This is a genomic window from Legionella cincinnatiensis (assembly GCF_900452415.1).
Classification (GTDB): Bacteria; Pseudomonadota; Gammaproteobacteria; order Legionellales; family Legionellaceae; genus Legionella; species Legionella cincinnatiensis.
In genome coordinates, this window is the sequence record NZ_UGNX01000001.1 from 419872 (window position 1) to 444722 (window position 24851).

Below are 24851 nucleotides of genomic sequence, written 5' to 3' on the forward strand. Positions count from 1 at the left end.
AGAGGAAGAAGCATGAGCCAATATTTGCAACTTGCCGGAATAAATTTACCTGTGGGCAGTATTGATGCGTATATTCACAGGGTAAATCAAATTCCTATGTTATCTTTAGAGGAAGAGATTGCTTGTGCTGAGCGTTTCCATTCTGAAGGTGATTTAGAGGCCGCAAGACGCTTAGTACTTGCTCATTTGCGTTATGTTGTTCGCGTCGCTCGTGGTTATTTAGGATATGGCCTACCTTTGAATGATTTAATTCAAGAAGGTAATATCGGTCTGATGAAGGCGGTAAAACGTTTCGATCCTAAGATGGGCGTACGCCTTGTTTCTTTTGCAGTGCACTGGATTAAAGCAGAAATCCATGAGTTTGTTTTACGCAACTGGCGTATTGTTAAAGTTGCTACCACTAAAGCACAGCGTAAGCTATTTTTTAATCTTCGCCAAATGAAAAACCGCCTAGGCTGGATGAGCCATGAAGATGTGACTGCTGTAGCGAATGATCTGGGCGTAAGCCGTGAAGACGTGCTTGTTATGGAACAACGCTTGAATGCAATGGACACACCTTACGATGCTCCAGATGCAGATGATCATGATGATTTTCATACCGCTCCTGAACGTTATTTATTTAATCCAAATGACGATCCTTCTGTGTTGTTGGAAAATGATAGCACTAGTGATCAAGGACGCGAGAAGTTGATGTTAGCCTTAGAACAATTAGATGAGCGTAGCCAGGATATTTTACAGCAACGTTGGTTGTCAGAAGAAAAATTGACCTTACATGATTTAGCTAAAAAATATGATGTATCTGCCGAGCGTGTTCGACAATTAGAAAAAAATGCCATGAAAAAGCTTAAGCAGTATATGGAAAGTTAGGTTTTTCAGTAAACGTGCCTTGTCTGGGGATAATAAAGAAAACTTGGGTAAGGCTTTTAATCCCTATCCTCTAAAAAATCACAAACTAAGCGTTCCACTCGTTCATCCATTAATACACTGATATGATTCGCCTCTGGAAGTAAGCATAATTTTGCATCAGGATACTTCTTACAGAACTCGATGGACTCTTTAGTACTAATCGTTTTATCCAGTTCTCCATGGATACATAAAAAAGAAACATGCGGTGTTTGTGAAATAAAATGATTTAATCGTATCAATTTCAGGTCAAATTGCGCTTGCTGACGCATCACTTGTCTTAATTGAAGATACCCATGTCCACTCAGCTTAAATTTTTTTGCGATACGGTTTACAGGACTTCGCATTTGAGTTGGTGATGCAATTAAAATGGCGCATTCTGGTTTATATTTTAATTGCCAATCGGGAAGCTGGCCTGACACATTCAATGTGTTAAGTAACATGGAACCACCAAATGAATGTCCGATAACTGCATAGAATGGTCCATATTGATTGATCGTATCTCTCAAAATGGTTATTGCATCTGTCCAGGGTAATTGCAACCCTTTAGCTTCTCCATGCGCTGGAAAATCGAGGGCATATACTTCATATCCTTGTTGATATAAGGAGTCGATTAAACGAGCCATATAAGCTGCACGCGATATCCACCCGTGAGCAATCAGCACTTTTTTATTGTTTGTATCGTGTTGAGGCGCAAAACGATGCAATACATAATGACGAGGCAACTCTTGGTGAATAACTTCAGTGCGGATTCCCTCAATAAATTCACAAGCACGTTTGGCAAAATCTCTGTATGGTTTTTCCAAAGGAAAAAAGATAGGCGTAATAAAAGCCTGATAACACAATTGCGCATGTAATAAATCTCGTACATGGGTTAATGATGAAGTGATCATGATTAATTCCCCCGTTAGATTTTATTTTAAGTGTAGTCGAAAAAAAGGGGCACTACTTATAATTTTTAGACAAATATTCATGACTTTATCTCTGCACCTCAATTAATATAAACTACACTCTTTTTAAACTAAAAATACGTTGAATTCATTCTGAATGACTAGCTACTGGATTTTGAACAAAATAGCTATTCTGATGACAAATTTACGATCTCACTATTTAGGTTTATTTATTTTGTCTTACTTCAGGGAGCTTGATATGCATACTTCAAATCATATTTATCGCGATGGGGAACAGGAACTTCTGGGTTTTTTAGCATATGATCGATCTATTGTTGGAACTCGACCTGCAGTATTAGTTGTCCACGATTGGTCGGGTCGTAACGAATTTGCGTGCGATAAAGCAAAAATGCTTGCGGAGATGGGCTATATTGGTTTTGCCGTAGATATGTATGGTCAAGGGAAACTTGGTGCTACTGTAGAGGAAAAGCAAGCCTTAATGACTCCCTTAATGTCACAACAATCTTTGTTACGCCAGCGGATAAAGGCCGGATTAGCTGCTGTTTGCTGTATTCCTAAAGTAGACGGTAACCAAGTTGCAATTATAGGTTTTTGTTTTGGTGGTTTATGTGCCCTTGAATTAGCACGTTCTGGTGCGGATCTTAAGGGCGTGGTGAGTTTTCATGGGCTATTACATCAACCTGGAACTCTTAAATCAGAGCCTATCAAAGCGAAGATTTTAGCTTTACATGGTTATGATGATCCTATGGTCCAGCCCGAACAGGTACACGCATTTTGCAAAGAGATGACGGATGCCAACGTGGATTGGCAAATGCATATGTACGGACATGTTCAGCATGCATTTACTAATCCAAATGCACATGATACTCAACTGGGCACTATTTATAATGAAGTTGCCGCACAACGCTCTTGGCAAGCGATGAGCTATTTTTTGCAACAAATTTTTGCTAAATAACATGTTCGACATCAAAGGCATGAAAATACCTTTGATGTCGCTCCCCAAATGCCGCCGCGAATGTAATTAAAAAATTATTATAATGGGGTCGATTGTGATGGAACAAAGAATTATAATTCGCAAAAATAATTTTGCTTCTATGCGTTTTTCCGTAAGCTCCAATACTAGTGATGCGAATTATAGATATTGAAATATGTTTTGTCTGCTTCGCTTTATTCAAATAAGCATTAAAATTAATGAATCATGGAAAATGACGCAATAAATAGGAGCAACCCATTTGAGCTTTTCATCCGGTTATAACACTATGCAATTGCATCATTTTTTTGAACGTTCCGTGGATCATTATTCAAGTAATATTGCTTTAATTTGTGATAATGCATTTATTTCCTATCAAGAATTAGAGTGTCGTGCGAATCAATTGGCTCATTACCTTTATGAGAAAAAAATAACCAAAGGGAGTGTCGTAGGGATCCTATTAGAGCGATCCGTAGAATGCTATATTGCCATCTTAGCTATTTTAAAAACAGGGGCAGTGTATGTTCCTATTGAAGTTGATTATCCAGACGAACGAATTAACTATATTCTCTCTGATCTGGCGTTTGATGCTGTTTTAACCACATCGCTGCAAGTGGCAAATAAAAAGTTGATTTGGCCAGTTTTTTATACGCTTGATACGCTGAGTGAGGAAATCGCCAAACAACCTACAATCCGCTTAAGGCCTCATTGCAAACGAAGTGCTGATGATTTGTGTTACATCATTTATACCTCAGGCTCTACTGGAAAACCCAAAGGGGTAGAAATTACGCAACGCAGTATTTGTCATTATGTTCAAATTGCTAGTGAACTCTATAATATGGACAGTAATGACCGTGTGTATCAAGGTTTTTCTTTGGCTTTTGATGCCTCATTAGAAGAGTTTTGGATGGCTTTTGCTAATGGAGCTGCTCTAATTGCATGTACTGCAAAAGAAATACGCTCCGGGTTGGGCTTAATTTCTTTTTTAGAACAACATAAGGTCAGTGTTTTTTCAACGGTACCTACTTTATTAGCTACGTTGGAAGAGCAACTACCGAGTTTACGGCTGTTAATTTTGGGTGGGGAAACTTGTCCCACAAGTTTAGTCAAACGTTGGAGTAGAGACGGATTACGGATTGTCAATACTTATGGCCCTACTGAGGCTACAGTTATTGCTACTTATGCTGAATGTCATCCTGAAAAAGAAATTACCATAGGCCGGCCTTTACCGGGTTATGAAGTGCTTATCGTGGATGAGCAATTACAAGAAGTAGAAACAGGTGTAGAAGGCGAGTTATGTATTGCCGGAGTTGCTTTGGCGCGGGGTTATGTAAATCGGCCTGAGAATACAGCAGAAAAATTTGTGTTGAATCCAAAAAATAAAAAGCAACGCTTGTACCGAACAGGTGATCTGGTTTCAAGAACGGCTCATGGGGAATTACGTTTTGCAGGGCGTGTAGATGATCAAGTCAAGTTGCGTGGATTTCGTATTGAATTAAACGAAATTGAAGCGGTCATTATGAGCTATGTTGGAATTAAACAAGCAGTGGTTTCTTTGCAAGTACTGGAGCAGCCTACTTTAGTTGCTTATTTAATTCTTGATAAAAGCCCTATATTTGACGCCAATAAGCTTAAGGCTTTTTTAAGATCTTGTCTGCCTGATTATATGATTCCCTCAATAATCGAAGTTTTAGAAACTTTTCCTGTTTTGGCAAGTGGCAAAATAAATAGAAAAGAGTTGCCAAAACCTGCACAACAGAAAACTGAAAAATTAAAAAATACACCCACTTCTACACTTGCCAAAGAAATCGCACTGGTTTGGGAAGAGGCATTAAACTGTTCAAACATTTCAATGGATGATGATTTTTTCTATGATTTAGGTGGCCATTCGCTGTATGCAGCTAAAGTCATTTCTAATTTGCGCAAAATACCTGCTTTGCAAAATATATCAATTTTAGATTTATATAAAAACCCTACAATTAGACAGTTAGAACAGAAGTTTCATGATGCGAAGACTCATTCGAACTCTCATAAAGAAGAGATCGTTAAGGAGAAGTACAAGGTCCCAGCATGGAATTATTATTTGTGTGGTTTGGGGCAGGTATTTGGTTGTTTCTTACAATATGGTTTAGGAACTTTGCAATTATTAGCGGTGATTCTGTGTTATAGCTGGGTCAGCTCTAAATATTCAATGATCTCAAAAGAGTCAGAGCTTGTATTTTTTGCTTTATTTTTATCGATGCCATTCATTTCTTTATTTATAACAGTAGGATTGAAATGGCTATTATTAGGGCAAGTAAAACCAGGAAAATATCCCTTATGGGGGTGGTTTTATTTTCGTTGGTGGTTGGTGCGACGACTGCAACATAATTTGTTTCTGCCTAAATTTTTGGTTGGCTCTTCTTTGATTAATATCTATTATCGATTATTAGGCGCTAAAATAGGAAAAAATTGTTATATAGGGTCTATGTATGTGGGAACTCCTGATTTATTCAGTGTAGGAGAGAATACTTCTATAGGCACTGACAGTAAATTAAATGGTTATATCGTTGAAGATGGTTGGTTAAAAATAGGAACTATAGCTATAGGTGATCATTGTTACGTAGGCCCTCGTTCGGTAATTGGGATCAATACAACAATTGAAAGTCATGCCGTTCTGGACGAAATGTCGATGCTTCCTGATCAGGGCGTACTCCCGAAAAAGACTTATTTTTCAGGTTCTCCGGCAGTATCTGGCGCTCTTCCTGCCGATCATATTACCCAACGACAAGTAAAGATTACAGAGCCAACTAGAGTGAAGAGTATCTGTTTTGGTCTTCTTCATTATCTAGGCATAGTCTTTGCCATCATGGTGTATTACTTGTGTCTCATCCCATCAATTTCATTAATTAGCTATTATTATGATCAAGGACGTTATTTTACTACCATGTTTTTTGCCATCCCTTTAGGGAGCATATTATTTTTAAGCTCTTATTATCTTTGTACCCTAATTTGTAAAAAGATTATTTTGCATAAGGTAAAACCCGGCCATTATCCTTTAAAAAGTTGGTATTATCTTCGCCATTGGACGTTTATGAAAATTTTTGATGTTAATGAAATACACGTTCTGGCAGACTCCTTGTATCTTCCTGCTTTTTTGCGTTTGCTTGGGGCAAAATTGGGCAAAAAAGTGGAAATGGGTGAAACACCGCATCTTATACCTGATCTTCTTACCATTAAAGATGGAGGATTTACCGCCAGTTCGGTTGCTCTAGCTTGGCCTAATGTTTACAACGGCTTTATTTCTTTTGCGCCAGTGTCTATTGGACAAGAAGCATTTGTGGGTAATGTAAGTTTGTTACCTGCAGGCCAATCAATTGGTGATGGGGCACTGTTAGGGTGTCTTTCTGTGACTCCTCCTGGTGAGCAAGCAAAAGAACCCTATTCTTCCTGGTTGGGTTCCCCGGCTGTTTTTCTCCCTCGGCGGGAATTAGCGGTTGGATTTTCTGAGCAAGAGAGATTTAATCCGCCCCTTAAACTTTATTGTCTACGCTTGCTTATTGAGTTTATAAGAATTATTTTACCAACAGCATTTTCACTAATCATTTTGTTTAATTTATTGTATGTTGTGGATTATATGCTCATGGAGCACTCCTGGTTTGTTACGGCACTTGTATTACCTCCAACTGAATTATTTTTTACTGCCAGTCTGATTAGTTTATTAATTGCTTTAAAGTGGATAATGTTGGGTAAATTGAAACCTTTAACTAAACCATTGTGGGATCCTTTTATTTGGAAAAATGATGTGATTGAATATTCGTATAGCTACTTTATTAACCCCCATTTTACTGAAAAAGTTTTAGGGACTCCTTTTGCGCTTTGTGTTGAACGTTGTTTGGGAACTAAAGTAGGCAAACGAATTTATGTGGGTACGGAAGGATTTGCAGAGTTTGATTTAATTACTATTGGTGATGATGTATGTATTAATGACGGGGCGAGAATACAGACTCATCTTTATGAAGATCGAGTATTTAAAGTCTCTCATTTAACAATTAACTCTGGATGTAACGTAGGGGCTGACTCCATCATTCTTTATAATACGCTGATGGAAGAAAATTCTACCTTAGGAAGCCTTTCTTTATTAATGAAAGGTGAGCGTTTACCTGAAAATACTCATTGGGCCGGTATTCCTGCGCAATCAGCTGCACCTAGTTTTTCATCTCAAGCTATTAGGGTCCAGCCTGTCGTAGAAAAAGATAAGGAAGAGGCGATTCCAGAGTTATTATAGGGGTAAAAGCGAAGAGGTCGATCAATAAATCTTGCGATGATTTCACTTTGTGGCACCTCCTCCATCTCTGGTGTTCGCAAAGAGTGATGTTCTTCTCAATGCCACTTTCCAATATACCTGTAATAGCCCCCTGCGATTATAGAGGGCTTATATGTAATAGGCTATTCGTTGGTTATTGTATAATTGTCAATCAAGCGGATATCACCAATTCGTACTGCTGCATATCGACGACCTTGATGTTCTTCAACATACTCCACAACAATATTTTTTTGAGTTAATTCTTCAATGATTTGTGTGCACGATTTATCTTTTTGTTGAAACAAAGCGGCAAATTTCTCAGCTGTAGTTTTTTGCTCTTTGCTAAGGCGATTATTGCGCGAACTATAGGCTAATCCACTGGGCTCACGCAGGGTTGAACATACTTTGATTTCTGTATCCAGAAAGAATGCTTTGGCCATTCCTTGGATTAGTTGGTATTGTTGATAATCTTTTTCTCCAAAATAGGCTCTATGCGGTTTGACCAGATTCAATAATTTAATGACTACCGTCAATACACCGTTAAAATGTCCAGGTCGATGTTTGCCCTCCATCAACTGACATAGTTGATGTTCATGTACTTGATAATTATATCCATCTGCATACATTGCTTTGTCGTCAGGAAGAATACAAAAGTCTACACCCGAATCCTCCATAATCTTCACATCTGCTTCTAAGGTGCGTGGATATAATTTAAAATCTTCTGCTTGATTAAATTGCGTTGGATTTATAAATAAACTAGAAGCAGTGTAGTGATTTTCTTTTTGGCTTGCTAAAAATAAAGATGTATGTCCTGCGTGCAAATTACCCATGGTAGGTGCAAAACCTAGAGTCAATTCAGTGGATAATGTTTTACGGAAAGTCATCCATTCTTCAAGATTATGAAAAATTTGCATCAAGATGTTCCTCATTATGTGAGTTCGATATAGAGTCTATTTTATTACATCGAACTGATTGTTTTGAATGGATCCTGTATAAAAATATTACGCATTTTTACGGGATAAGTTCACTGAGTGACATAAAGGATATGCACACCCTTTATGTCGAGCTCACGTCATTTAAAATGCATGCTCAGATGCTGGAAAACTAACCTGTTGTACTTGCTGTGCATAAGCGTTTAACGCATTCAGCAGTATTTCTTTACCTTGTATGTATCTTTTGACAAACTTGGGATTAAAATCAGTTTGTAAGCCCAACATATCATGCCAGACAAGGACTTGACCATCAGTATCAGAACCGGCCCCAATGCCAATAGTAGGTATGCGCAATGACTGAGTAATCTCTTGAGCTAATGGTTGAGGAACGCATTCAATTACAAGAGCAAAACAGCCAGCTGCTTCTAAACGAAGTGCTTGTTGAATCAGTGTTTCTGCTTGCTCTGGCTTTCTTCCCTGTACTTTGTAGCCGCCTAATTGGTGAATGGATTGAGGTGTCAAACCAATATGGCCCATAACAGGAACACCAGCACTGACCAGATAGGAAATGGTTTGACAGGTATCTGCATCAGCACCCTCGATTTTTACAGCATGTGCTCCTGAGCGTAATAGGTTTTTCACATGTTCTACAGTTTGAGCTAATGAAGTTTTATGACTTAAAAAGGGGAGGTCGCTAATTAAAAATTGCTGTTTTAAACCACGCGCTACGGCTTGGGTATGAAGCACCATCATTTCTATGGTCGCCATAATGGTTGTTTCGTGGCCATGTACTGCCATAGCTACTGAATCACCAACAAGGACACAATCTACGTTAGATTCAGAGACAATACAGGCAGAAGGATAATCATAGCATGTGACCATGACGATTTTTTGTTGTTCTTCTTTTTTACGTTTGAAATCATGAATTTTCATTTGTGTTACTCCTTAATTTAAGAAACTGGAGCAAGCATGATTTAAGGAAAGCAATATGCACTACAGGTACCTGTCGCATGGATCAAGTCCTCCAAAAGTTAAAAATTTAAAGTCGCTGCCAATCGGTCAACGCGTTACGTATCATAATTTAAATTCTGAGAGTTGAGAAGTAGCGTTAAATTAAGAGGTCTATTTTGTTCCTTTAAAATTCTGAGGTATCATTCCTATTTCACGTAACAGCCCTATAGTTGCGAAAAATAAAATACTTCATGTTGACAGGTTTTTATGCAAATCATTGAAAAATTAGCTATTCCAGGCGAGCATCCCCTATTGTTGCAAGGCATGATTGGTAAGTTAGAAGCAGTTTTGACTGTGCCTGAACAAAATGAGACCGCATTTATTGCTTTTTTAGGACACCCGCATTCCCTGCAGGGCGGTACAATGAACAATAAAGTGGTTACTACTCTGGCGCGTGTTTTTAAAGAATTAGGTATTCCTTCATTGCGTTTTAATTTTAGAGGGGTGGGACAGTCTGAAGGATCTTATGATGCGGGACAGGGTGAAAGTGAGGATATGCTTGTTTTGGTTCGTGAGTTGCAAAAAGAGCGCCCTGAAAAGAAATTAATTTTTGCGGGTTTCTCTTTTGGATCTTATGTTGCTTATCGGACAGCAGCACAAGCTAATGCAGATTTATTAATCACGATAGCTCCACCAATACATCACTATAATTATCGTGAGTTTACTCCTGTACCTTCTCCCTGGATTATTGTCCAAGGTGATGAAGATGAGGTCGTTCCTCCTGGGTTAGTTTTTGATTTTGCAGCGCAGTTACATCCTGAGATTCCAGTCATTCGTTTTGCAAATACGAGTCATTTTTTTCACGGAAAATTGATAGAACTTAAAACAAGACTGATTGAATATATAACTTCTCAGGTTGTTCTACAATGACGTTAATCACTCAATATGAAGCGGCGGTTGCTCGTGGCGAAATTGACGATGATTCGTTACAAAGAGGCATATTACAGCATTTTCAGCGGCTTGCTGAGGAAATAAAAAAATCAAACTCTTCATGGTTTTATCCTTTGATTAAATCTCGAATCAAAGGAATATATCTTTATGGTCCTGTTGGAGTGGGAAAAACTTATTTGGTTGATCTTTTTTATGAGTTTCTTGAGGAAAAAAAGAAAGCACGTTTTCATTTCCACCATTTTATGCAACAAGTTGATGCACAATTAAGATTGTTACAGGGACAAAAAAATCCTCTACTTCATATTGCTAAGAAACTTGCCAAAAAAACTCGGATACTCTGTTTCGATGAATTTATGGTTCATGATGTGGCTTACGCCATGATCTTGGCTGAATTACTCAAGGCTTTAGTTGCTCATGGTGTTATTTTAGTAATTTCATCAAATATCCCTCCAGATGATTTGTATCGAGATGGTGTTCATCGTAAACGATTTTTACCTGCCATCACTGCTATTAAAGAAAATTGTGAGGTTCTTTGCTTGAATGAACAAAGAGATTATCGAGTGGGACGTGCGCCATTATTAGATGCATACCTATGTCCACTGAATCAGCAAACAAGTCAGGCGATGGAAAAACAATTTGTGTTATTAAACAGTGAATTTCAAGAGCATGGCATTATTACGATCCAAAAACGTGCAATTCCCTATCTGAAATGTGGAATAAAATCAATTTGGTTCGCTTTTGATATTTTGTGTAATCTTCCGCGTAGCCAATTAGATTATTTAGAGTTAGCAGATAAATTTGACACTATTTTTTTAAGTGACGTGCCTGTTTTGACTGTAAATCATACATTACAAACTATTATGTTCATTCATTTGATTGATGTGATGTATGATCGTGGCATTAATATTATTATATCTGCTGAAGTTACTGCAGAACAGTTATATGTTGAGGGTGAAATGATGGAAACTTTTAAACGAACTTTAAGTCGTTTATTGGAAATGCAGTCTGTAGATTATTTGGCACGCCATCCGAAACGAGAGTTACAACAGTTGGTTTCGGATGATTCTGAATCGTAATAGGACTCAGTCGGAGTCTAAAGTGGAGCAAAGCCCTCCGTAACAACGTGTTATTTCTTAGGTAAGTGATGCCCCTTGAATTATCTTTTTTACATTAACGATAACAGTGTGATCAAAAATTTTACGATTTAAAGCCCAAAATACATTACTTTTTCCTTAACTGAGAATGATTCTCGATTCCATTTATGCTAAAATAAATGTATTTCCTTATTTGCTTGTTCGCACATGGTAAAAATTACAGAGCTAGTCCAAGGTGATAAAGTACGATTAACAAGTTTTGGTCCAACGGATATGCAGTATCGACGTAGGCTTTTATCTTTAGGTGTAACGTGTGGTACCGAGTTTTCAGTTGTTCGTATTGCTCCTTTAGGTTGCCCTATACAAATTGAAGTCAGAGGAACTGCTTTAACTTTGCGTAAAGAAGAGGCGAATCAATTGGTTTTGGAGTATGTATGACTCATGTGTTACTCGTTGGTAATCCTAATTGTGGTAAGACCACTTTATTTAATGCATTAACTGGAGATAATCAACGTATAGGAAATTGGCCTGGTGTTACTGTTGAAAAGAAAACCGGTGAATTTTTCCTCGATGAGCAACGTATAAAAATAACTGATTTGCCAGGAGTCTATTCATTAGTCGCTAATGCTGATGGAATCAGTCAGGATGAGCGAATTGCAGCACAAGCGGTTGTTTCTACGCAAGCAGATTGTATTATTAATGTGATCGATGCTTGCCATCTCGAGCGACACTTATATTTAACCAGTCAAATTCTAGAATTAGGCACACCCGTAATACTTGCGCTCAACATGATGGATATTGCTCAGCAACGAGGCATAACTATAGATATCAATGCCTTATCTCAACGACTAGGTTGTCCTGTAGTCGCAATCCAAGCTCATAAAATGGTAGGTATTCCTCTACTTAAACAAGCTCTGACGCAATTACCGCAAGTCATTATGCCTTGGACACTTCCCTTGTCTAAACCAATACAAGAAGTATTAATAGCTTTGGAAAACCAGTTAATTAATGAGGGCTATAGCCAGTCGCTTGCTTTTTATCAAGCGCGTAGGATTGCAGAAGGAGACGTATTGCTGTTGGGACAAGCCTTGTCTAAGAATTTAGCTTCATTGAATCCAGAAGAAGCTAATTTAGATATCTTATTGGCTGATGCTCGATATCAAAAAATACACGAAATCGTGATTTCAGTTCAGAAAAAACGTAGTGATGCCAGTGAGCATTTTACCGCAAAAGTCGATAGAGTTGTATTGCATCGTTTTTGGGCGCTACCTATATTTTTTGCCATGATGTATTTGATGTTCTTATTTGCAATCAATATTGGTGGCGCATTTCAAGACTTTTTTGATATTAGTACCGATACCCTATTTGTCCAGGGAACTGCTTGGCTATTAGAACAAATTCATGCTCCGAATTGGTTAATTGCCTTATTAGCCAATGGGGTGGGAAAAGGCATTAACACCACACTAACATTTATTCCTGTCATTGCGGCAATGTTTTTCTTTTTATCATTACTTGAAACGTCGGGATATATGGCAAGAGCTGCTTTTGTTGTGGATAAGGCGATGCGCGCTCTGGGGTTACCAGGTAAGTCTTTTGTACCGATGATTGTGGGTTTTGGTTGTAACGTACCCGCTATTATGGCTGCGCGTACATTAGATTCAGAACGTGATAGATTATTAACTGTAATGATGAGCCCATTTATGTCATGCAGTGCTCGCTTGGCCATTTATGCAGTATTTGTTGCCGCATTTTTCCCTTCAGGTGGCCAAAACATTGTTTTTTCTTTATATATTATTGGCATTCTAATGGCTGTATTAACTGGCTTCATATTGCGAAAATCCACTTTAAAAGGGCATGCATCGCCATTGATTTTGGAACTCCCTGCGTATCATAAGCCTGCATTGAAACGGTTATTTAAAGAAACATTGATGCGGTTGCGTTTTTTTGTGCTGCGTGCAGGAAAATTAATTCTACCTGTTTGTGTTCTTTTGGGTGGATTAAATGCGATTACCATGGATGGCGGTATTAATTCAGGTGAGGCAAGTACGCAATCATTATTGTCTTTAATGGGACAGTGGATTACTCCTTTTTTTGCTCCTATGGGTATTCATCAAGATAATTGGCCTGCAACAGTAGGACTGTTAACGGGGATGCTGGCCAAAGAGGTAGTAGTCGGTACCTTGAACTCACTTTATGCTCAAGTAGGTCATGTAGGTGAGATAGCTGCAGCACATTTTGATCTTTGGGCAGGTATTAAAGCGGCTTTTTGGTCTATTCCAGAGAATTTATCACAATTAGGCTCTGCATTAGCAAACCCTGTATTAGCAAGTGCGGCAGATAGCCCGGTATCTCAATCTGTATATGGAATTATGGCTCAGCGTTTTGATGGTCAAATCGGCGCCTTCGCTTATTTACTTTTTGTACTTCTTTATATTCCTTGTGTGTCTACTATGGCAGTAATTAGGCAAGAAGCAAACAGAAAGTTAATGTGGATTTCAGTAATCTGGTCTTTTGTGGTTGCTTATATGGCTGCAGTTTTATTTTATCAAACAGCGAAATGGATTCAGTCTTCAGGAGTAAGTATTTCTTGGATCACTGGATCTTTGTTTGTTCTGATTTTTATTATTGTCATACATTTTTTGAAAAAGCGAAGTATGAGGAGAACTAATGCTGCTGCAAATACGTGATTATATTCGCCGAAAAGGTGTAGTAAGTACGCAACAATTAATTAGAGAATTTCATTTGGACTTCCAAGCATTGCAACCGATGCTTAATCTATGGATGGGTAAAGGAGTGATAGGTAAGTGTCAGGAAAAGGTTCAATGCAACAGTACTTGCTTTAAATGTCGCCCTCAAGAGCTTGAATATTACCAATATCTTTCATAAACTTTTTCAACTGATAAAATAGGTTGCTTCATGAGAATTTTTACAGTTTTTTTACTGATGCGACTTTAACTTGCGTGCCCCGTGGCGAAATTTGAGCTAATATAGTCTTATAGCTTGATTTTTATGTGATAAATAAATGGCTGATAATACTGATACCCCTGAAACTCCAACGATTGGCATCGATATTGGTACACGTCGATTAGAAATGGAGGCAGATTTAAATGATCCGGTAGTTCTAGTTGAGAGAGTTTATCAAATTTGGTGGCGGTGGGCGGATTTTCAGTTATATATTGTGTCTCCATTTATTAATATTATTTCACCTCCTGTGATTATTAAGCCTGAGCTAATTCCAGGTACAGATGAATATGAATTCGTATATCCTATTCATGATTCCGGATCAAAACTAGCTACTTCAAAAAGTGTCGAAATGTATAGTGTGGGCATGTCCATGCACAAACTCTATATGACCATAGAAAAAATGATTTACATTTTGGTGGAGCGTTTGAAAACAGAAGGTATTGCCACAGATACAGAAGTTCAAGTATCTTTTGGAGGACATTTGATGCCCCAAAGAAAGGCTTTTGAATCCATTATTAACCTGGCTTACAATGTGGTAGTTACTAACTTTGATCCGGGTGAGTGGGGCGAGCGTTATTTACAAATTGTGAAACAAAATGCAGACAAATACGGATATCCTCCTGAGTCACCGCGAGATACATATAAACAACCCCATAAATCAAATCCTTCATCTCCTAAGAGATAAGAGTTCTTATTTCTCACTTGCTGAGTGAGTAGACGTTGTTCCATGTTTTAATAGCGAATATACTGAATTTACGAATAATAATAGAAAATTGTCTAAAATACAGATACTGTTTACTTTTATTCAAATTCCATAGAGACTTAATCTTGCGTGATAAAAACAGAGTGCTATACTCGCATTTGTACTTTATTTAATAACTTTCTCTAAATTAAGGAAGAAACTTACAGTGAATAAAAAAAGACCCATTAATCTAGATTTGGTGAGTTTGAAATACCCTCCAATGGCAATCGCTTCTATATTACATCGGATTTCAGGGGTGATTTTATTTTTATTATTGCCCATTATGTTATTTATTTTGGGTCAATCAGTACAATCAGAAGAAACGTTTCTTCACGTGAAAAATTTATTATCTCAAGCATGTTATAAAATGGTGGTTTGGGCATTTGGTACGGCCATGATTTATCATTTGCTTGCAGGGATACGGCATCTTTTGATGGATATAGGATTTGGTGAGCATCTTAATGCCGGCCGGAATTCGGCAGTTTTAGTCATTGCTCTTACCGTTATTTTGACAATTTTTCTAGGAATCTGGATATGGTAACTAATGTCACTAGCTTGACAGGAAATGGGTTAAAAGATTGGTTAATTCAACGAGTAACGGCTGTTTATTTTGCTGTGTACACTATTTTTATAATCGGTTTTTTGTTATCTCATCCTGAGCTGAGTTTTGTTCAATGGCATGCTCTGTTTTCTAATATCGTAGTTCAGATTGCATCCATAATTGCCTTATTTGCTCTTTCTTTGCATGCTTGGATAGGTATTTGGACTGTAACTACAGATTATATAAAATGTACTGCTCTGCGTGTATCAGTACAAATGATAGTTATTTTATGGCTCCTTAGTCAATTTATCTGGGGCTTAATGATCCTTTGGGGGCGGTAGCATGGCAATTGCACGTAATGAATTTGATGCAGTAATTATAGGTGCAGGTGGAGCTGGAATGCGTGCTTCACTGCAGATGGCTAAATCGGGTTTAAAAGTTGCACTCTTATCTAAAGTATTTCCAACCCGCTCACATACTGTTTCGGCACAAGGCGGTATTACATGTGCATTAGGAAATGCACATGATGACGATTGGCGCTGGCATATGTATGATACTGTAAAAGGGGCTGATTATATTGGTGATCAAGATTCGATTGAATATCTTTGCAAAACAGGTCCTGAAGCTGTCTATGAATTGGAGCATATGGGTTTGCCTTTCTCTCGCATGGATAATGGTAAAATTTATCAACGCCAGTTTGGAGGCCAATCTAAAAATTTTGGTGGTGATCAAGCAGCCCGTACTTGCGCTGCGGCAGATAGAACAGGACATGCGTTACTTCACACTCTTTATCAACAAAATTTAAAAGCAAAAGCGTCCATATTTAGCGAGTGGTATGCTCTTGATTTAGTTAAAGATGCTCATGGGCGTATTTGTGGTGTAACCGCAATGAGTATTGAAACAGGTGAAGTAGTCTTTTTTCAAGCACGAGTATGTATTTTGGCTACTGGTGGAGCTGGTCGTATTTATCAATCGACTACGAATGCTTTTATTAATACAGGTGATGGATATGGTATGGCATTAAGAGCCGGCATTCCTTTACAAGACATGGAAATGTGGCAATTTCATCCTACGGGAATTGCTGGAGCAGGTGTTTTGGTAACGGAAGGGTGTCGCGGTGAAGGAGGTTATTTAATTAACAAAGATGGCGAGCGTTTTATGGAGCGTTACGCACCTCGAGTTAAAGATTTGGCTTCCCGAGATGTCGTAGCGCGTTCTATGGCTTTAGAAATACGAGCAGGGAAAGGATTTGATCCTAAGGGTATTGATCATGTTAAATTAAAATTAGATCATTTAGGTGCAGATCTGATTAAGTCTCGTTTGCCCGGAATTCGTGAGTTATCGCTTAAGTTCGCAGGTATTGATCCGATTGTTGAGCCTATTCCTGTCGTTCCTACTTGCCATTATAGTATGGGAGGCATCCCTACCAATATGTATGGACAAGTGATTACCAAAACCAAAGGTAAAGAACATGTAGTAGAAGGTTTGTATGCCGTAGGTGAGTGTGCTTGTGTATCAGTACATGGGGCAAATCGTCTAGGTGGTAATTCTTTGCTTGATTTAGTTGTATTTGGGCGAGCAGCAGGCTTACATGTTGAAGAATTATGGCAATCAAACCATTTACCAGATGTGGCCTATGTTAGTGATGATGATCTTGCTCCGTCTTTAGAGCGATATAATCGATGGAACAATTCAAAAGAGGGTGAAAGTCCTGCGGTAATTCATGATGAAATGCAGCGTGTGATGCAAGAGGATTTTGGCGTGTTCCGTACTGGTGATGTCATGGCTTCTGGATTAAAACGCCTTCAAGCTTTACGTGAACGTTTAGCACATGCCAAATTAGCGGATAAAAGCAAAGTATTTAATACTGAACGAGTGAGTGCGTTGGAGTTGGATAATTTAATGGCAACTGCATATGCTACGGCACAATCTGCCATGGTACGTACTGAAAGTCGTGGTGCACATAGTCGAGAGGATTATCCAAATAGAGATGATAAAAACTGGATTAAACATACACTTTATTTTGAGGAAGGGGAGACGATTGATTTTAGACCAGTTAATGCATCACCTAAGCATGTCGATCCTTTTATGCCCAAAGAACGTGTTTATTAAAGAGGATACATTACATGGCAGATAGTAGAAAATTGACCCTATCAATATATCGCTATAATCCAGAAGTGGATGCTAAGCCATATATGAAAGATTATGAGCTGGACATTCCAGCCAAAAGTGATCCTATGCTACTTACTTTACTTGAGCGTTTGAAGGCAGAACAGGATCCTTCCATTACTTATAGACGATCCTGCCGTGAAGGAGTCTGTGGTTCTGATGGCATGAATATTAATGGAACTAATGGCTTAGCATGTATTACTCATATCTCTCAATTACAGACAGATAAAGTAGTGATTCGTCCTTTACCAGGGTTTCCAGTGATTCGAGATTTGGCTGTTGATATGTCCCAATTTTATCAACAATATGAACGTATAGAACCCTATTTACAAAATGATGAAGTTGCTCCTGCGCGAGAACGATTACAATCTCCGGAGGAACGAGCACAACTTGATGGATTATATGAATGTATTCTATGTGCCTGCTGTACTAGTTCATGCCCTTCATTTTGGTGGAATCCTGAAAAGTTTGTGGGACCTGCTGGGTTATTACAGGCAAGACGATTTTTAGCAGATAGTCGAGATACAGCAACAATGCATCGCCTGGATAAATTGCAAGATCCTTTTAGTGTATTTCGTTGCCGTAGCATTATGAACTGTACAAATGTTTGTCCTAAGGGGCTCAATCCGACAAAAGCGATTGCAGATATTCGCGTACAGATGTTAAAACAAGAAACTTAAGATATGGTTTTATTTTTTGGGTACCTAGTAAAGAATCGTTAAACCTATATTGAATTGAACTGGAAGTTTAATTTCAAAATAACTCGCAGAGTTATTATCTTAGGTTTTTGACTTGCACTAGGATAAGGACGAATCCCTGCTTGCAGGGATAGCCGTTTTATCCACGTGGATGAGTGGAATAGCCAATTTTAATGGTGGTAGTGATCAATACCCCTTTGGAGAGAGAGAAAATGAGCAGTTCCAATCTGCAAAATGAATGGGCCTCTTCCTATTTATCTGGTGGAAGCATGGCTTATATTGATAGTCTTTATGAGGATTATCTTGCTGATCCTAACTCGGTTTCGGCTGATTGGCGAGCAGTATTTAGTGCTTTACCTAAAGTGAACAATGCTGAAAAAGAGCTTTCTCATAGAGATGTTCGCGAATATTTTTTGCAGAATGCAGATAAAAAAGCAATACCTGTTGTTCAATCAACTGACAATCAACAATTCCGGATTGCCCACTTAATTAATGCATATCGATCAATGGGGCATCATGCTGCCAGGTTAGATCCACTGGAAATGGCGGAGCGTCTCCCCGTTCCAGCGCTGGAGTTGGACTATCATCATTTGTCTGATGTCGATAAAAGTCGAAAGTTTTTTGCAGGAACCACATTTAATGGACCTGAAATGACATTGGGTGAAATATATCAAGCGCTGCGGGAAACATATTGTGGCAGTATTGGTATTGAGTACATGCATATTTCTGATACTCAAGAAACAGAATGGTTGCAACAACGAATGGAGTCCGTGCGGGGGCGCCCAACCTTAGCTACGTCCAAAAAAATCGAAATTCTAAAAGATCTCATTGCAGCGGATGGATTGGAACGTTATTTGGGTACGCGTTATGTAGGACAAAAACGATTTTCGCTTGAGGGTGGAGATTCTTTAATTCCTATGATGAAGGAAATTATTCAATGTGCCGGAAGAGATAATGTCAAAGAGGTAATTATTGGTATGGCACATCGAGGACGGTTAAATGTTCTTGTGAATGTATTGGGTAAAGAGCCTAATGCCCTCTTCCAAGAGTTTGAAGGAAAAATCAAATCGGAACGAACTGGAGATGTAAAATATCATTTGGGTTTTTCATCCGATATCAAAACAAACTCAGACTCCGTGGTTCATTTAGCATTGGCATTTAATCCATCTCATTTGGAAATTATTGGTCCAGTAGTTGAGGGATCAGTACGTGCTCGTCAAAGACGACGCAATGATCTCGACAAAAAAGAAAAAGTAGTGCCAGTTGTTATCCATGGAGATGCTGCATTTGCTGGCCAAGGTGTCGTGATGGAAACGTTTAACTTTTCTCAATCGCGAGGGTATTGTACTGGAGGTACAGTTCATATCGTGATTAACAATCAAATAGGTTTTACAACCAGTAATCCTTTAGATGCGCGTTCGACTTTATACTGTACTGATGTTGCTAAAATGGTTCAGGCACCTGTGATTCACGTAAACGGTGATGATCCCGAAGCAGTAGTATTCGCTACTCAGTTAGCATTTGATTTTAGGATGAAGTTTAAACGCGATGTTGTCATTGATCTCGTATGTTACAGAAGACATGGGCATAATGAAGCCGATGAGCCAGCAGTAACGCAACCTGCAATGTATAAAAGAATTAAATCGATGCGTCCTTTACGAGAAATCTATGCAGATCACCTTATTAAAGAAGAGGTGTTAACCAGCAAGGATGTCGAAAAATTAATAGATATGTATCGTGATAGTTTAGATAAAGGTAAAGCGGTTGTGGATTTGGTACATGGTGATTATGAAGGCAAATATGCGATGGATTGGACGCCTTACATTGATGCAAAATGGACCAATAAAGCCGATACCACAATTTCTAAAACCAATTTACAAAAATTAGCGAAACAATTAAGTGACCTCCCTAAAGGTTTTTCATTGCATCCTGTGGTCCAGCGTTTATTAAATGAACGTGAAAAAATGACAGCGGGTGAGTTGCCTATGAACTGGGGCTATGCTGAAACCATGGCTTATGCAAGCTTAGTTCAGGAAGGTTATGGTGTACGCTTATCAGGCCAAGATTCTGGAAGAGGAACGTTTGCTCATCGTCATGCTATATTACATGATGTTGAAACTGGCGATACATACATTCCTTTGGAACATGTAACGAATGAACTTAGCCGTCCTTTTTCGGTAATTGATTCCGTACTGTCGGAAGAGGCTGTGCTGGCTTTTGAATATGGATATTCTTCTTCCGACCCTAATTTTTTAGTATTGTGGGAAGCTCAGTTTGGTGACTTTGCAAATGGTGCTCAGGTAGTTATCGATCAATTCATTAGTTCAGGCGAGCAAAAATGGGGCCGTTTATGTGGTTTAGTTATGTTGTTACCCCATGGATATGAAGGGCAAGGGCCAGAGCATTCGTCAGCTCGTTTGGAACGATATATGCAACTTTGTGCACAGCACAACATACAAGTATGTACCCCAACAACTCCAGCACAGATTTTTCATTTATTACGAAGGCAAGTAATTCGCAACTTCCGAAAACCTTTAATTGTCATGACTCCAAAAAGTTTATTGCGCCATAAATTAGCGGTTTCTCCGTTAGAGGATTTATTCAAAGGAAAATTCCATACCATTATTCCCGAAATTGATGATTTAAATGCAAAAAAAGTTACTCGAATAGTGCTTTGTTGTGGGAAAGTCTATTATGACCTATTACAAATGCGTCGTGATAAGAAGTTGAATCATGTTGCTTTGGTGCGTGTAGAGCAATTGTATCCATTTCCTAAGAAAGCACTTATTGCTGAGATCAAGAAATATCCTCAAGCAAAAGAAGTAATCTGGTGTCAAGAAGAGCCACAAAATCAGGGAATTTGGTATTCTTCTCAACATAATATAAAAGATTGCTTGCATGCAGATCAAACATTGCATTATGCCGGTAGAGAGTCTGCTGCGGCACCAGCTGTAGGCAGCCCTGCTTTGCATGCTGCGCAACAGCAATCTTTAGTTGAACAAGCTTTATTGGGGTAAATTTGTATTTATCGTAGCTGGAGTTAGGGGGATTACCTGTCTCCTGGCTACAAATTTGTTAATGAATCTAGGGTTTATTTACAATTTGCTAGCTTGGGTCAAAATTTCTTGTTTTTGAGGTAATGAAGCTTAGCATACAGGAAGTGTGTGAGTATCATAGCGTAGAAAATCAAGCTATTTGGGCCAAGAAAGTCGAGTTGCCAATAAACCCTAATAAAATAAGAAGGTATAACCATGTCGATTGAAGTCAAAGTCCCTGTTTTGCCTGAGTCAGTAGCTGATGCAACAGTAGCTGCTTGGCATAAAAAAGTGGGTGATAAAGTTTCCCGTGATGAAAATTTGTTGGATTTAGAAACAGACAAAGTCGTTCTTGAAGTTCCAGCTCCCGTTGATGGAATACTCAGTGAAATAATGTTTCAAGAGGGAGATACCGTAAATTCTGGACAATTGCTCGCAAAAATAAAAGAAGGCGATGCAGCAGAAGCTAAAGAAGAAAAGAAGGCTGAATCTAAAGAGGAAAAAAAGGCTGAGCAGGCTGATGCCACGAAAGAAAAGGTTAGCGCCAAAGAAGATAAATCAACAAGCCCTGTAGTAAGACGAATGATGGCAGAGCATGATCTTCAGCCAGGTCAAATCCAAGGCAGCGGTAAAGATGGTCGAATTACTAAAGAAGACGTTCTTTCCTATATAGAATCGAGCAGAGAGAAGTCGTCAAAACCCGCAGAAAGTAAAAAAGAACAAACAACACAAGTACAGATGGGGTTACGTGAAGAGCGCCGTGTGCCAATGACCCGATTGCGAGCAAAAATTGCAGAGCGCTTATTAGCAGCACAACATAACGCAGCTATGCTGACTACTTTCAATGAGGTTAATTTAAAAGCAGTGATGGACATGCGTGCTCAATATAAAGATAGTTTTGAGAAAAAGCATGGTGTAAAACTTGGATTTATGTCTTTTTTCACTAAAGCTGTCGTTGAGTCTTTAAAGCGTTTTCCTGCGGTAAATGCCTCTATAGATGGTCAAGATGTGGTGTATCATGGCTTTTATGATATAGGTATTGCAGTATCTACGGAGAGAGGGCTAGTTGTTCCTGTAATTCGCGATGCCGATCAAATGAGCATGGCTGACATTGAGCTTGCAATTAATGATTCTGCAACAAAAGCCAGACAAGGCAAATTAGCTATGGAAGATATGCAAGGCGGTACATTTACTATTACTAATGGCGGAGTGTTTGGTTCTTTATTGGCTACTCCAATCATTAACCCCCCACAAACAGGTATTTTAGGAATGCATAAGATAGAAGAACGACCTGTAGTGGAAAAAGGACAAATTGTGATTCGTCCTATGATGTATGTGGCTTTGTCTTACGATCATCGTTTAATAGATGGTAAAGATTCAGTCCAATTTCTGGTGAGTGTGAAAGAGCTATTGGAAGATCCTGCTCGTCTTTTACTTAATGTTTAAGTTTCATTTACACTTATGTGCTGATGAATTTTGCTTTTTTTAGAAAGGTAATTGCAATGAATTTACATGAATACCAAGCCAAACAATTGTTTGCAAAATATAATTTACCAGTTCCAAATGGCCAAGTTGCCTATAATGTTGATGATGCACTACAAGTAGCTTCTCAATTATCGACAAATCGTTGGGTTGTTAAAGCCCAAGTTCATGCTGGTGGAAGAGGGAAAGCAGGGGGAGTCAAAGTAGTAGCCAATAAAGATGAATTAGCCGCTGCAGTTAAAGCCTTATTAGGAACTCGTTTGGTGACTTACCAAACTGATGCACATGGCCAACCTGTTAATGCAGTTCTCATTGAAGAAACTTGTGAGATAGGAAGAGAATTATATCTTGGTGCAGTTGTGGATCGCGCTACCCGTCGAGTTGTAATCATGGCCTCTACTGAAGGTGGGGTTGAGATTGAAAAGGTTGCAGAAAAAACACCTGAGAAAATTTTTAAAATAATTGTAGATCCTCTAGTGGGTGTTATGCCCTTTCAATGCCGTGAGGCAGGATTTAAATTAGGTTTACACGATGATCAAATCAAGCAATTTACCCATTTAATGATGGGATTAGGCAAAATGTTTGTTGAGTGTGATTTGAGCTTATTGGAAATAAACCCGCTTGTAGTGAGTCAATCAGGACAATTAATTTGTTTGGATGGAAAAATTAATATTGATGGTAATGCCTTGTATCGTCAACCTCAATTAAAGAGTTTGCGTGATGCATCACAAGAAGATGAACGCGAAAATCGTGCGAGTGACTGGGAATTAAATTATATTCCACTTGATGGAACTATTGGTTGTATGGTTAATGGCGCAGGCCTTGCTATGGCGACTATGGATGTGATTAAGCTCCATGGAGGCGATCCAGCAAACTTCCTAGACGTCGGGGGTGGTGCTACGAAGGAGCGAGTGAGTGAAGCACTGAAAATTATTATATCTGATGAAAAAGTCAAAGGTATTTTGGTTAATATTTTTGGTGGTATTGTCCGTTGTGATCTCATCGCTGATGGTATTCTTGCTGCAGTGAAAGAAGTGGATGTAAAAATTCCTGTAGTTGTGCGTCTTGAGGGTAATAATGCACAGCTCGGTGCTGATATTTTAAATAAAAGTGATTTAAATGTAATTGCTGCAACCAGTTTAACTGATGCTGCAAAGAAAATTGTTGCGGCTGTGGCTTAATTACTAATTTATAACCATTCAGCACAATTTCAAAATCTTGGGGAAAAGTTAGATTTGAACATCGGTCGAACAAAAAGAGTTCTTTTTGTTCGGGATGTGCCAGATATAGCTGTGGTGAATAGTTATACTAATTTTCGAGGTTAACAATGAGTGTATTAGTTAATAAACAGACTAAAGTACTGTGTCAAGGTTTTACTGGAAAGCAAGGAACTTATCATTCAGAACAAGCAATTGCTTATGGTACACAAATGGTTGGCGGTGTAACGCCAGGTAAAGGTGGCCAGATGCATTTAGGCTTGCCAGTATTTAATACGATGCGAGAAGCAGTTCAAGAAACAAAAGCAGAGGCGAGTGTGATTTATGTTCCAGCTCCATTTTGTAAAGATTCGATTTTAGAAGCTGCGGACGCTGGGATTCAATTAATCGTTTGTATTACTGAAGGTGTACCTGTATTAGATATGTTACAAGTAAAAGTATATTTGGAAAATAATACTCAAGCGCGATTAATTGGCCCAAATTGCCCAGGCATCATTACTCCTGGAGAGTGCAAAATTGGTATTATGCCAGGCTCAATCCATTTACCCGGAAAAGTTGGAATTGTTTCTCGATCAGGCACATTAACCTATGAAGCTGTAAAACAAACTACCGATAAAGGCTTTGGGCAAAGTACTTGTATTGGTATTGGAGGAGATCCTATTCCCGGCACCAATTTCATTGATGCTTTAGCTTTATTCGAGCAAGATCCACAAACCCAAGCAATTATTATGGTTGGTGAAATTGGTGGCTCAGCAGAAGAAGAGGCAGCTGAATACATTAAGTCGCACGTGAGTAAACCAGTAGTTTCTTACATTGCAGGAGTCACTGCTCCAGCGGGTAAACGTATGGGGCATGCGGGTGCAATTATTTCAGGCGGTAAAGGAACAGCAGCTGAAAAATATGCTGCCTTAGAAGCTGCTGGTGTGCGAACAGTTCGTTCTCCAGCTGATTTAGGGGATGCAATAGCTGAAGTAACTGGCTGGAAATAGATAAGAAAATAGCCTGG

General features: G+C 38.7%; 20 protein-coding genes. 17 read left to right on the top strand and 3 right to left on the bottom strand.

Annotated features, from left to right (window positions below):
• Positions 1-12 precede the first annotated feature (12 nt).
• Positions 13-867: an RNA polymerase sigma factor RpoH gene (gene rpoH / locus DYH34_RS01850; RefSeq protein WP_058463913.1), complete on the top strand. Its 855-nt coding sequence runs from the start codon at positions 13-15 to the stop codon at positions 865-867.
• A gap of 56 nt (positions 868-923) precedes the next feature.
• Here the strand turns inward: rpoH and DYH34_RS01855 are convergent, their stop codons facing one another.
• Positions 924-1796, bottom strand: coding sequence for an alpha/beta hydrolase (locus DYH34_RS01855; RefSeq protein WP_058463912.1), 873 nt, complete (start codon positions 1794-1796; stop codon positions 924-926).
• Positions 1797-2052: 256 nt separating this feature from the next.
• Here DYH34_RS01855 and DYH34_RS01860 point away from each other — a divergent pair, with 256 nt between their 5' ends.
• Together DYH34_RS01860 and DYH34_RS01865 are read left to right on the top strand one after the other, a co-directional pair.
• Positions 2053-2769 carry a dienelactone hydrolase family protein gene (locus tag DYH34_RS01860; RefSeq protein ID WP_058463911.1) on the top strand — a complete coding sequence of 239 codons (717 nt, stop codon included), beginning with the start codon at positions 2053-2055 and terminating at the stop codon, positions 2767-2769.
• Between the two features lie 277 nt (positions 2770-3046).
• Entirely contained in the window at positions 3047-7051 is a 4005-nt protein-coding gene (locus tag DYH34_RS01865) for a Pls/PosA family non-ribosomal peptide synthetase (RefSeq protein ID WP_238589429.1), read from the top strand.
• Between the two features lie 161 nt (positions 7052-7212).
• On the opposite strand, the gene panC is transcribed toward DYH34_RS01865, so the two are convergent.
• Positions 7213-7983, bottom strand: coding sequence for a pantoate--beta-alanine ligase (panC, locus tag DYH34_RS01870; RefSeq protein ID WP_058463909.1), 771 nt, complete (start codon positions 7981-7983; stop codon positions 7213-7215).
• Positions 7984-8145: 162 nt separating this feature from the next.
• The gene (panB, locus tag DYH34_RS01875; RefSeq protein ID WP_058463908.1) at positions 8146-8934 is read right to left on the bottom strand and encodes a 3-methyl-2-oxobutanoate hydroxymethyltransferase; all 789 of its coding nucleotides are present in this window, start codon (positions 8932-8934) and stop codon (positions 8146-8148) included.
• 285 nt (positions 8935-9219) lie between these two features.
• Between panB and DYH34_RS01880 the strand changes: the two genes are divergently transcribed.
• The 14 genes from DYH34_RS01880 (at position 9220) to sucD (ending at position 24834) form a co-directional block, all read left to right on the top strand.
• Positions 9220-9882 carry an alpha/beta hydrolase gene (locus DYH34_RS01880; protein ID WP_058463907.1) on the top strand — a complete coding sequence of 221 codons (663 nt, stop codon included), beginning with the start codon at positions 9220-9222 and terminating at the stop codon, positions 9880-9882.
• Positions 9879-10979 (top strand): cell division protein ZapE, encoded by a 1101-nt coding sequence (gene zapE / locus DYH34_RS01885; protein ID WP_058463906.1) that lies wholly within the window; start codon positions 9879-9881, stop codon positions 10977-10979. The genes DYH34_RS01880 and zapE overlap by 4 nt, the downstream gene beginning before the upstream one ends.
• Positions 10980-11204: 225 nt before the next feature.
• A complete protein-coding gene (locus DYH34_RS01890; RefSeq protein WP_058463905.1) occupies positions 11205-11435 on the top strand; it encodes a FeoA family protein in 231 nt (76 codons plus the stop codon).
• Positions 11432-13684 (top strand): Fe(2+) transporter permease subunit FeoB, encoded by a 2253-nt coding sequence (gene feoB, locus DYH34_RS01895; RefSeq protein WP_058463904.1) that lies wholly within the window; start codon positions 11432-11434, stop codon positions 13682-13684. The genes DYH34_RS01890 and feoB overlap by 4 nt, the downstream gene beginning before the upstream one ends.
• A complete protein-coding gene (locus tag DYH34_RS01900) occupies positions 13665-13883 on the top strand; it encodes a FeoC-like transcriptional regulator (RefSeq protein WP_058463903.1) in 219 nt (72 codons plus the stop codon). The genes feoB and DYH34_RS01900 overlap by 20 nt, the downstream gene beginning before the upstream one ends.
• A 136-nt stretch (positions 13884-14019) precedes the next feature.
• Positions 14020-14646, top strand: coding sequence for a hypothetical protein (locus DYH34_RS01905; RefSeq protein WP_058463902.1), 627 nt, complete (start codon positions 14020-14022; stop codon positions 14644-14646).
• Between the two features lie 223 nt (positions 14647-14869).
• Entirely contained in the window at positions 14870-15244 is a 375-nt protein-coding gene (sdhC, locus tag DYH34_RS01910) for a succinate dehydrogenase, cytochrome b556 subunit (protein WP_058463901.1), read from the top strand.
• Positions 15238-15585, top strand: coding sequence for a succinate dehydrogenase, hydrophobic membrane anchor protein (gene sdhD / locus DYH34_RS01915; RefSeq protein WP_058463900.1), 348 nt, complete (start codon positions 15238-15240; stop codon positions 15583-15585). The genes sdhC and sdhD overlap by 7 nt, the downstream gene beginning before the upstream one ends.
• A 1-nt stretch (position 15586) precedes the next feature.
• Positions 15587-17356, top strand: coding sequence for a succinate dehydrogenase flavoprotein subunit (gene sdhA, locus DYH34_RS01920; RefSeq protein WP_058463899.1), 1770 nt, complete (start codon positions 15587-15589; stop codon positions 17354-17356).
• 14 nt (positions 17357-17370) lie between these two features.
• Positions 17371-18093 carry a succinate dehydrogenase iron-sulfur subunit gene (locus DYH34_RS01925; protein WP_058463898.1) on the top strand — a complete coding sequence of 241 codons (723 nt, stop codon included), beginning with the start codon at positions 17371-17373 and terminating at the stop codon, positions 18091-18093.
• Positions 18094-18323: 230 nt separating this feature from the next.
• Positions 18324-21128 (top strand): 2-oxoglutarate dehydrogenase E1 component, encoded by a 2805-nt coding sequence (locus DYH34_RS01930; protein ID WP_058463897.1) that lies wholly within the window; start codon positions 18324-18326, stop codon positions 21126-21128.
• A gap of 234 nt (positions 21129-21362) precedes the next feature.
• Positions 21363-22592, top strand: a complete 1230-nt coding sequence (odhB, locus tag DYH34_RS01935; RefSeq protein ID WP_058463896.1) for a 2-oxoglutarate dehydrogenase complex dihydrolipoyllysine-residue succinyltransferase — start codon at positions 21363-21365, stop codon at positions 22590-22592.
• A gap of 56 nt (positions 22593-22648) precedes the next feature.
• Positions 22649-23809: an ADP-forming succinate--CoA ligase subunit beta gene (gene sucC / locus DYH34_RS01940; protein ID WP_058463895.1), complete on the top strand. Its 1161-nt coding sequence runs from the start codon at positions 22649-22651 to the stop codon at positions 23807-23809.
• 146 nt (positions 23810-23955) lie between these two features.
• Positions 23956-24834 (top strand): succinate--CoA ligase subunit alpha, encoded by an 879-nt coding sequence (gene sucD / locus DYH34_RS01945; RefSeq protein WP_058463894.1) that lies wholly within the window; start codon positions 23956-23958, stop codon positions 24832-24834.
• The last annotated feature ends 17 nt before the right edge of the window (positions 24835-24851 follow it).

What these genes read in the sequence shown, in the direction of transcription:
- DYH34_RS01905 (WP_058463902.1), top strand. Translation starts at nt 14,020, where the DNA reads ATGGCTGATAATACTGATACCCCTGAAACTCCAACGATTGGCATCGAT.
- panB (WP_058463908.1), bottom strand. Translation starts at nt 8,934, where the DNA reads ATGAAAATTCATGATTTCAAACGTAAAAAAGAAGAACAACAAAAAATC.
- sdhD (WP_058463900.1), top strand. Translation starts at nt 15,238, where the DNA reads ATGGTAACTAATGTCACTAGCTTGACAGGAAATGGGTTAAAAGATTGG.
- rpoH (WP_058463913.1), top strand. Translation starts at nt 13, where the DNA reads ATGAGCCAATATTTGCAACTTGCCGGAATAAATTTACCTGTGGGCAGT.
- DYH34_RS01930 (WP_058463897.1), top strand. Translation starts at nt 18,324, where the DNA reads ATGAGCAGTTCCAATCTGCAAAATGAATGGGCCTCTTCCTATTTATCT.
- DYH34_RS01855 (WP_058463912.1), bottom strand. Translation starts at nt 1,796, where the DNA reads ATGATCACTTCATCATTAACCCATGTACGAGATTTATTACATGCGCAA.
- DYH34_RS01860 (WP_058463911.1), top strand. Translation starts at nt 2,053, where the DNA reads ATGCATACTTCAAATCATATTTATCGCGATGGGGAACAGGAACTTCTG.
- sucC (WP_058463895.1), top strand. Translation starts at nt 22,649, where the DNA reads ATGAATTTACATGAATACCAAGCCAAACAATTGTTTGCAAAATATAAT.
- panC (WP_058463909.1), bottom strand. Translation starts at nt 7,983, where the DNA reads ATGCAAATTTTTCATAATCTTGAAGAATGGATGACTTTCCGTAAAACA.
- feoB (WP_058463904.1), top strand. Translation starts at nt 11,432, where the DNA reads ATGACTCATGTGTTACTCGTTGGTAATCCTAATTGTGGTAAGACCACT.
- sucD (WP_058463894.1), top strand. Translation starts at nt 23,956, where the DNA reads ATGAGTGTATTAGTTAATAAACAGACTAAAGTACTGTGTCAAGGTTTT.
- zapE (WP_058463906.1), top strand. Translation starts at nt 9,879, where the DNA reads ATGACGTTAATCACTCAATATGAAGCGGCGGTTGCTCGTGGCGAAATT.
- odhB (WP_058463896.1), top strand. Translation starts at nt 21,363, where the DNA reads ATGTCGATTGAAGTCAAAGTCCCTGTTTTGCCTGAGTCAGTAGCTGAT.
- DYH34_RS01900 (WP_058463903.1), top strand. Translation starts at nt 13,665, where the DNA reads ATGCTGCTGCAAATACGTGATTATATTCGCCGAAAAGGTGTAGTAAGT.
- sdhA (WP_058463899.1), top strand. Translation starts at nt 15,587, where the DNA reads ATGGCAATTGCACGTAATGAATTTGATGCAGTAATTATAGGTGCAGGT.
- DYH34_RS01925 (WP_058463898.1), top strand. Translation starts at nt 17,371, where the DNA reads ATGGCAGATAGTAGAAAATTGACCCTATCAATATATCGCTATAATCCA.
- DYH34_RS01890 (WP_058463905.1), top strand. Translation starts at nt 11,205, where the DNA reads ATGGTAAAAATTACAGAGCTAGTCCAAGGTGATAAAGTACGATTAACA.
- DYH34_RS01880 (WP_058463907.1), top strand. Translation starts at nt 9,220, where the DNA reads ATGCAAATCATTGAAAAATTAGCTATTCCAGGCGAGCATCCCCTATTG.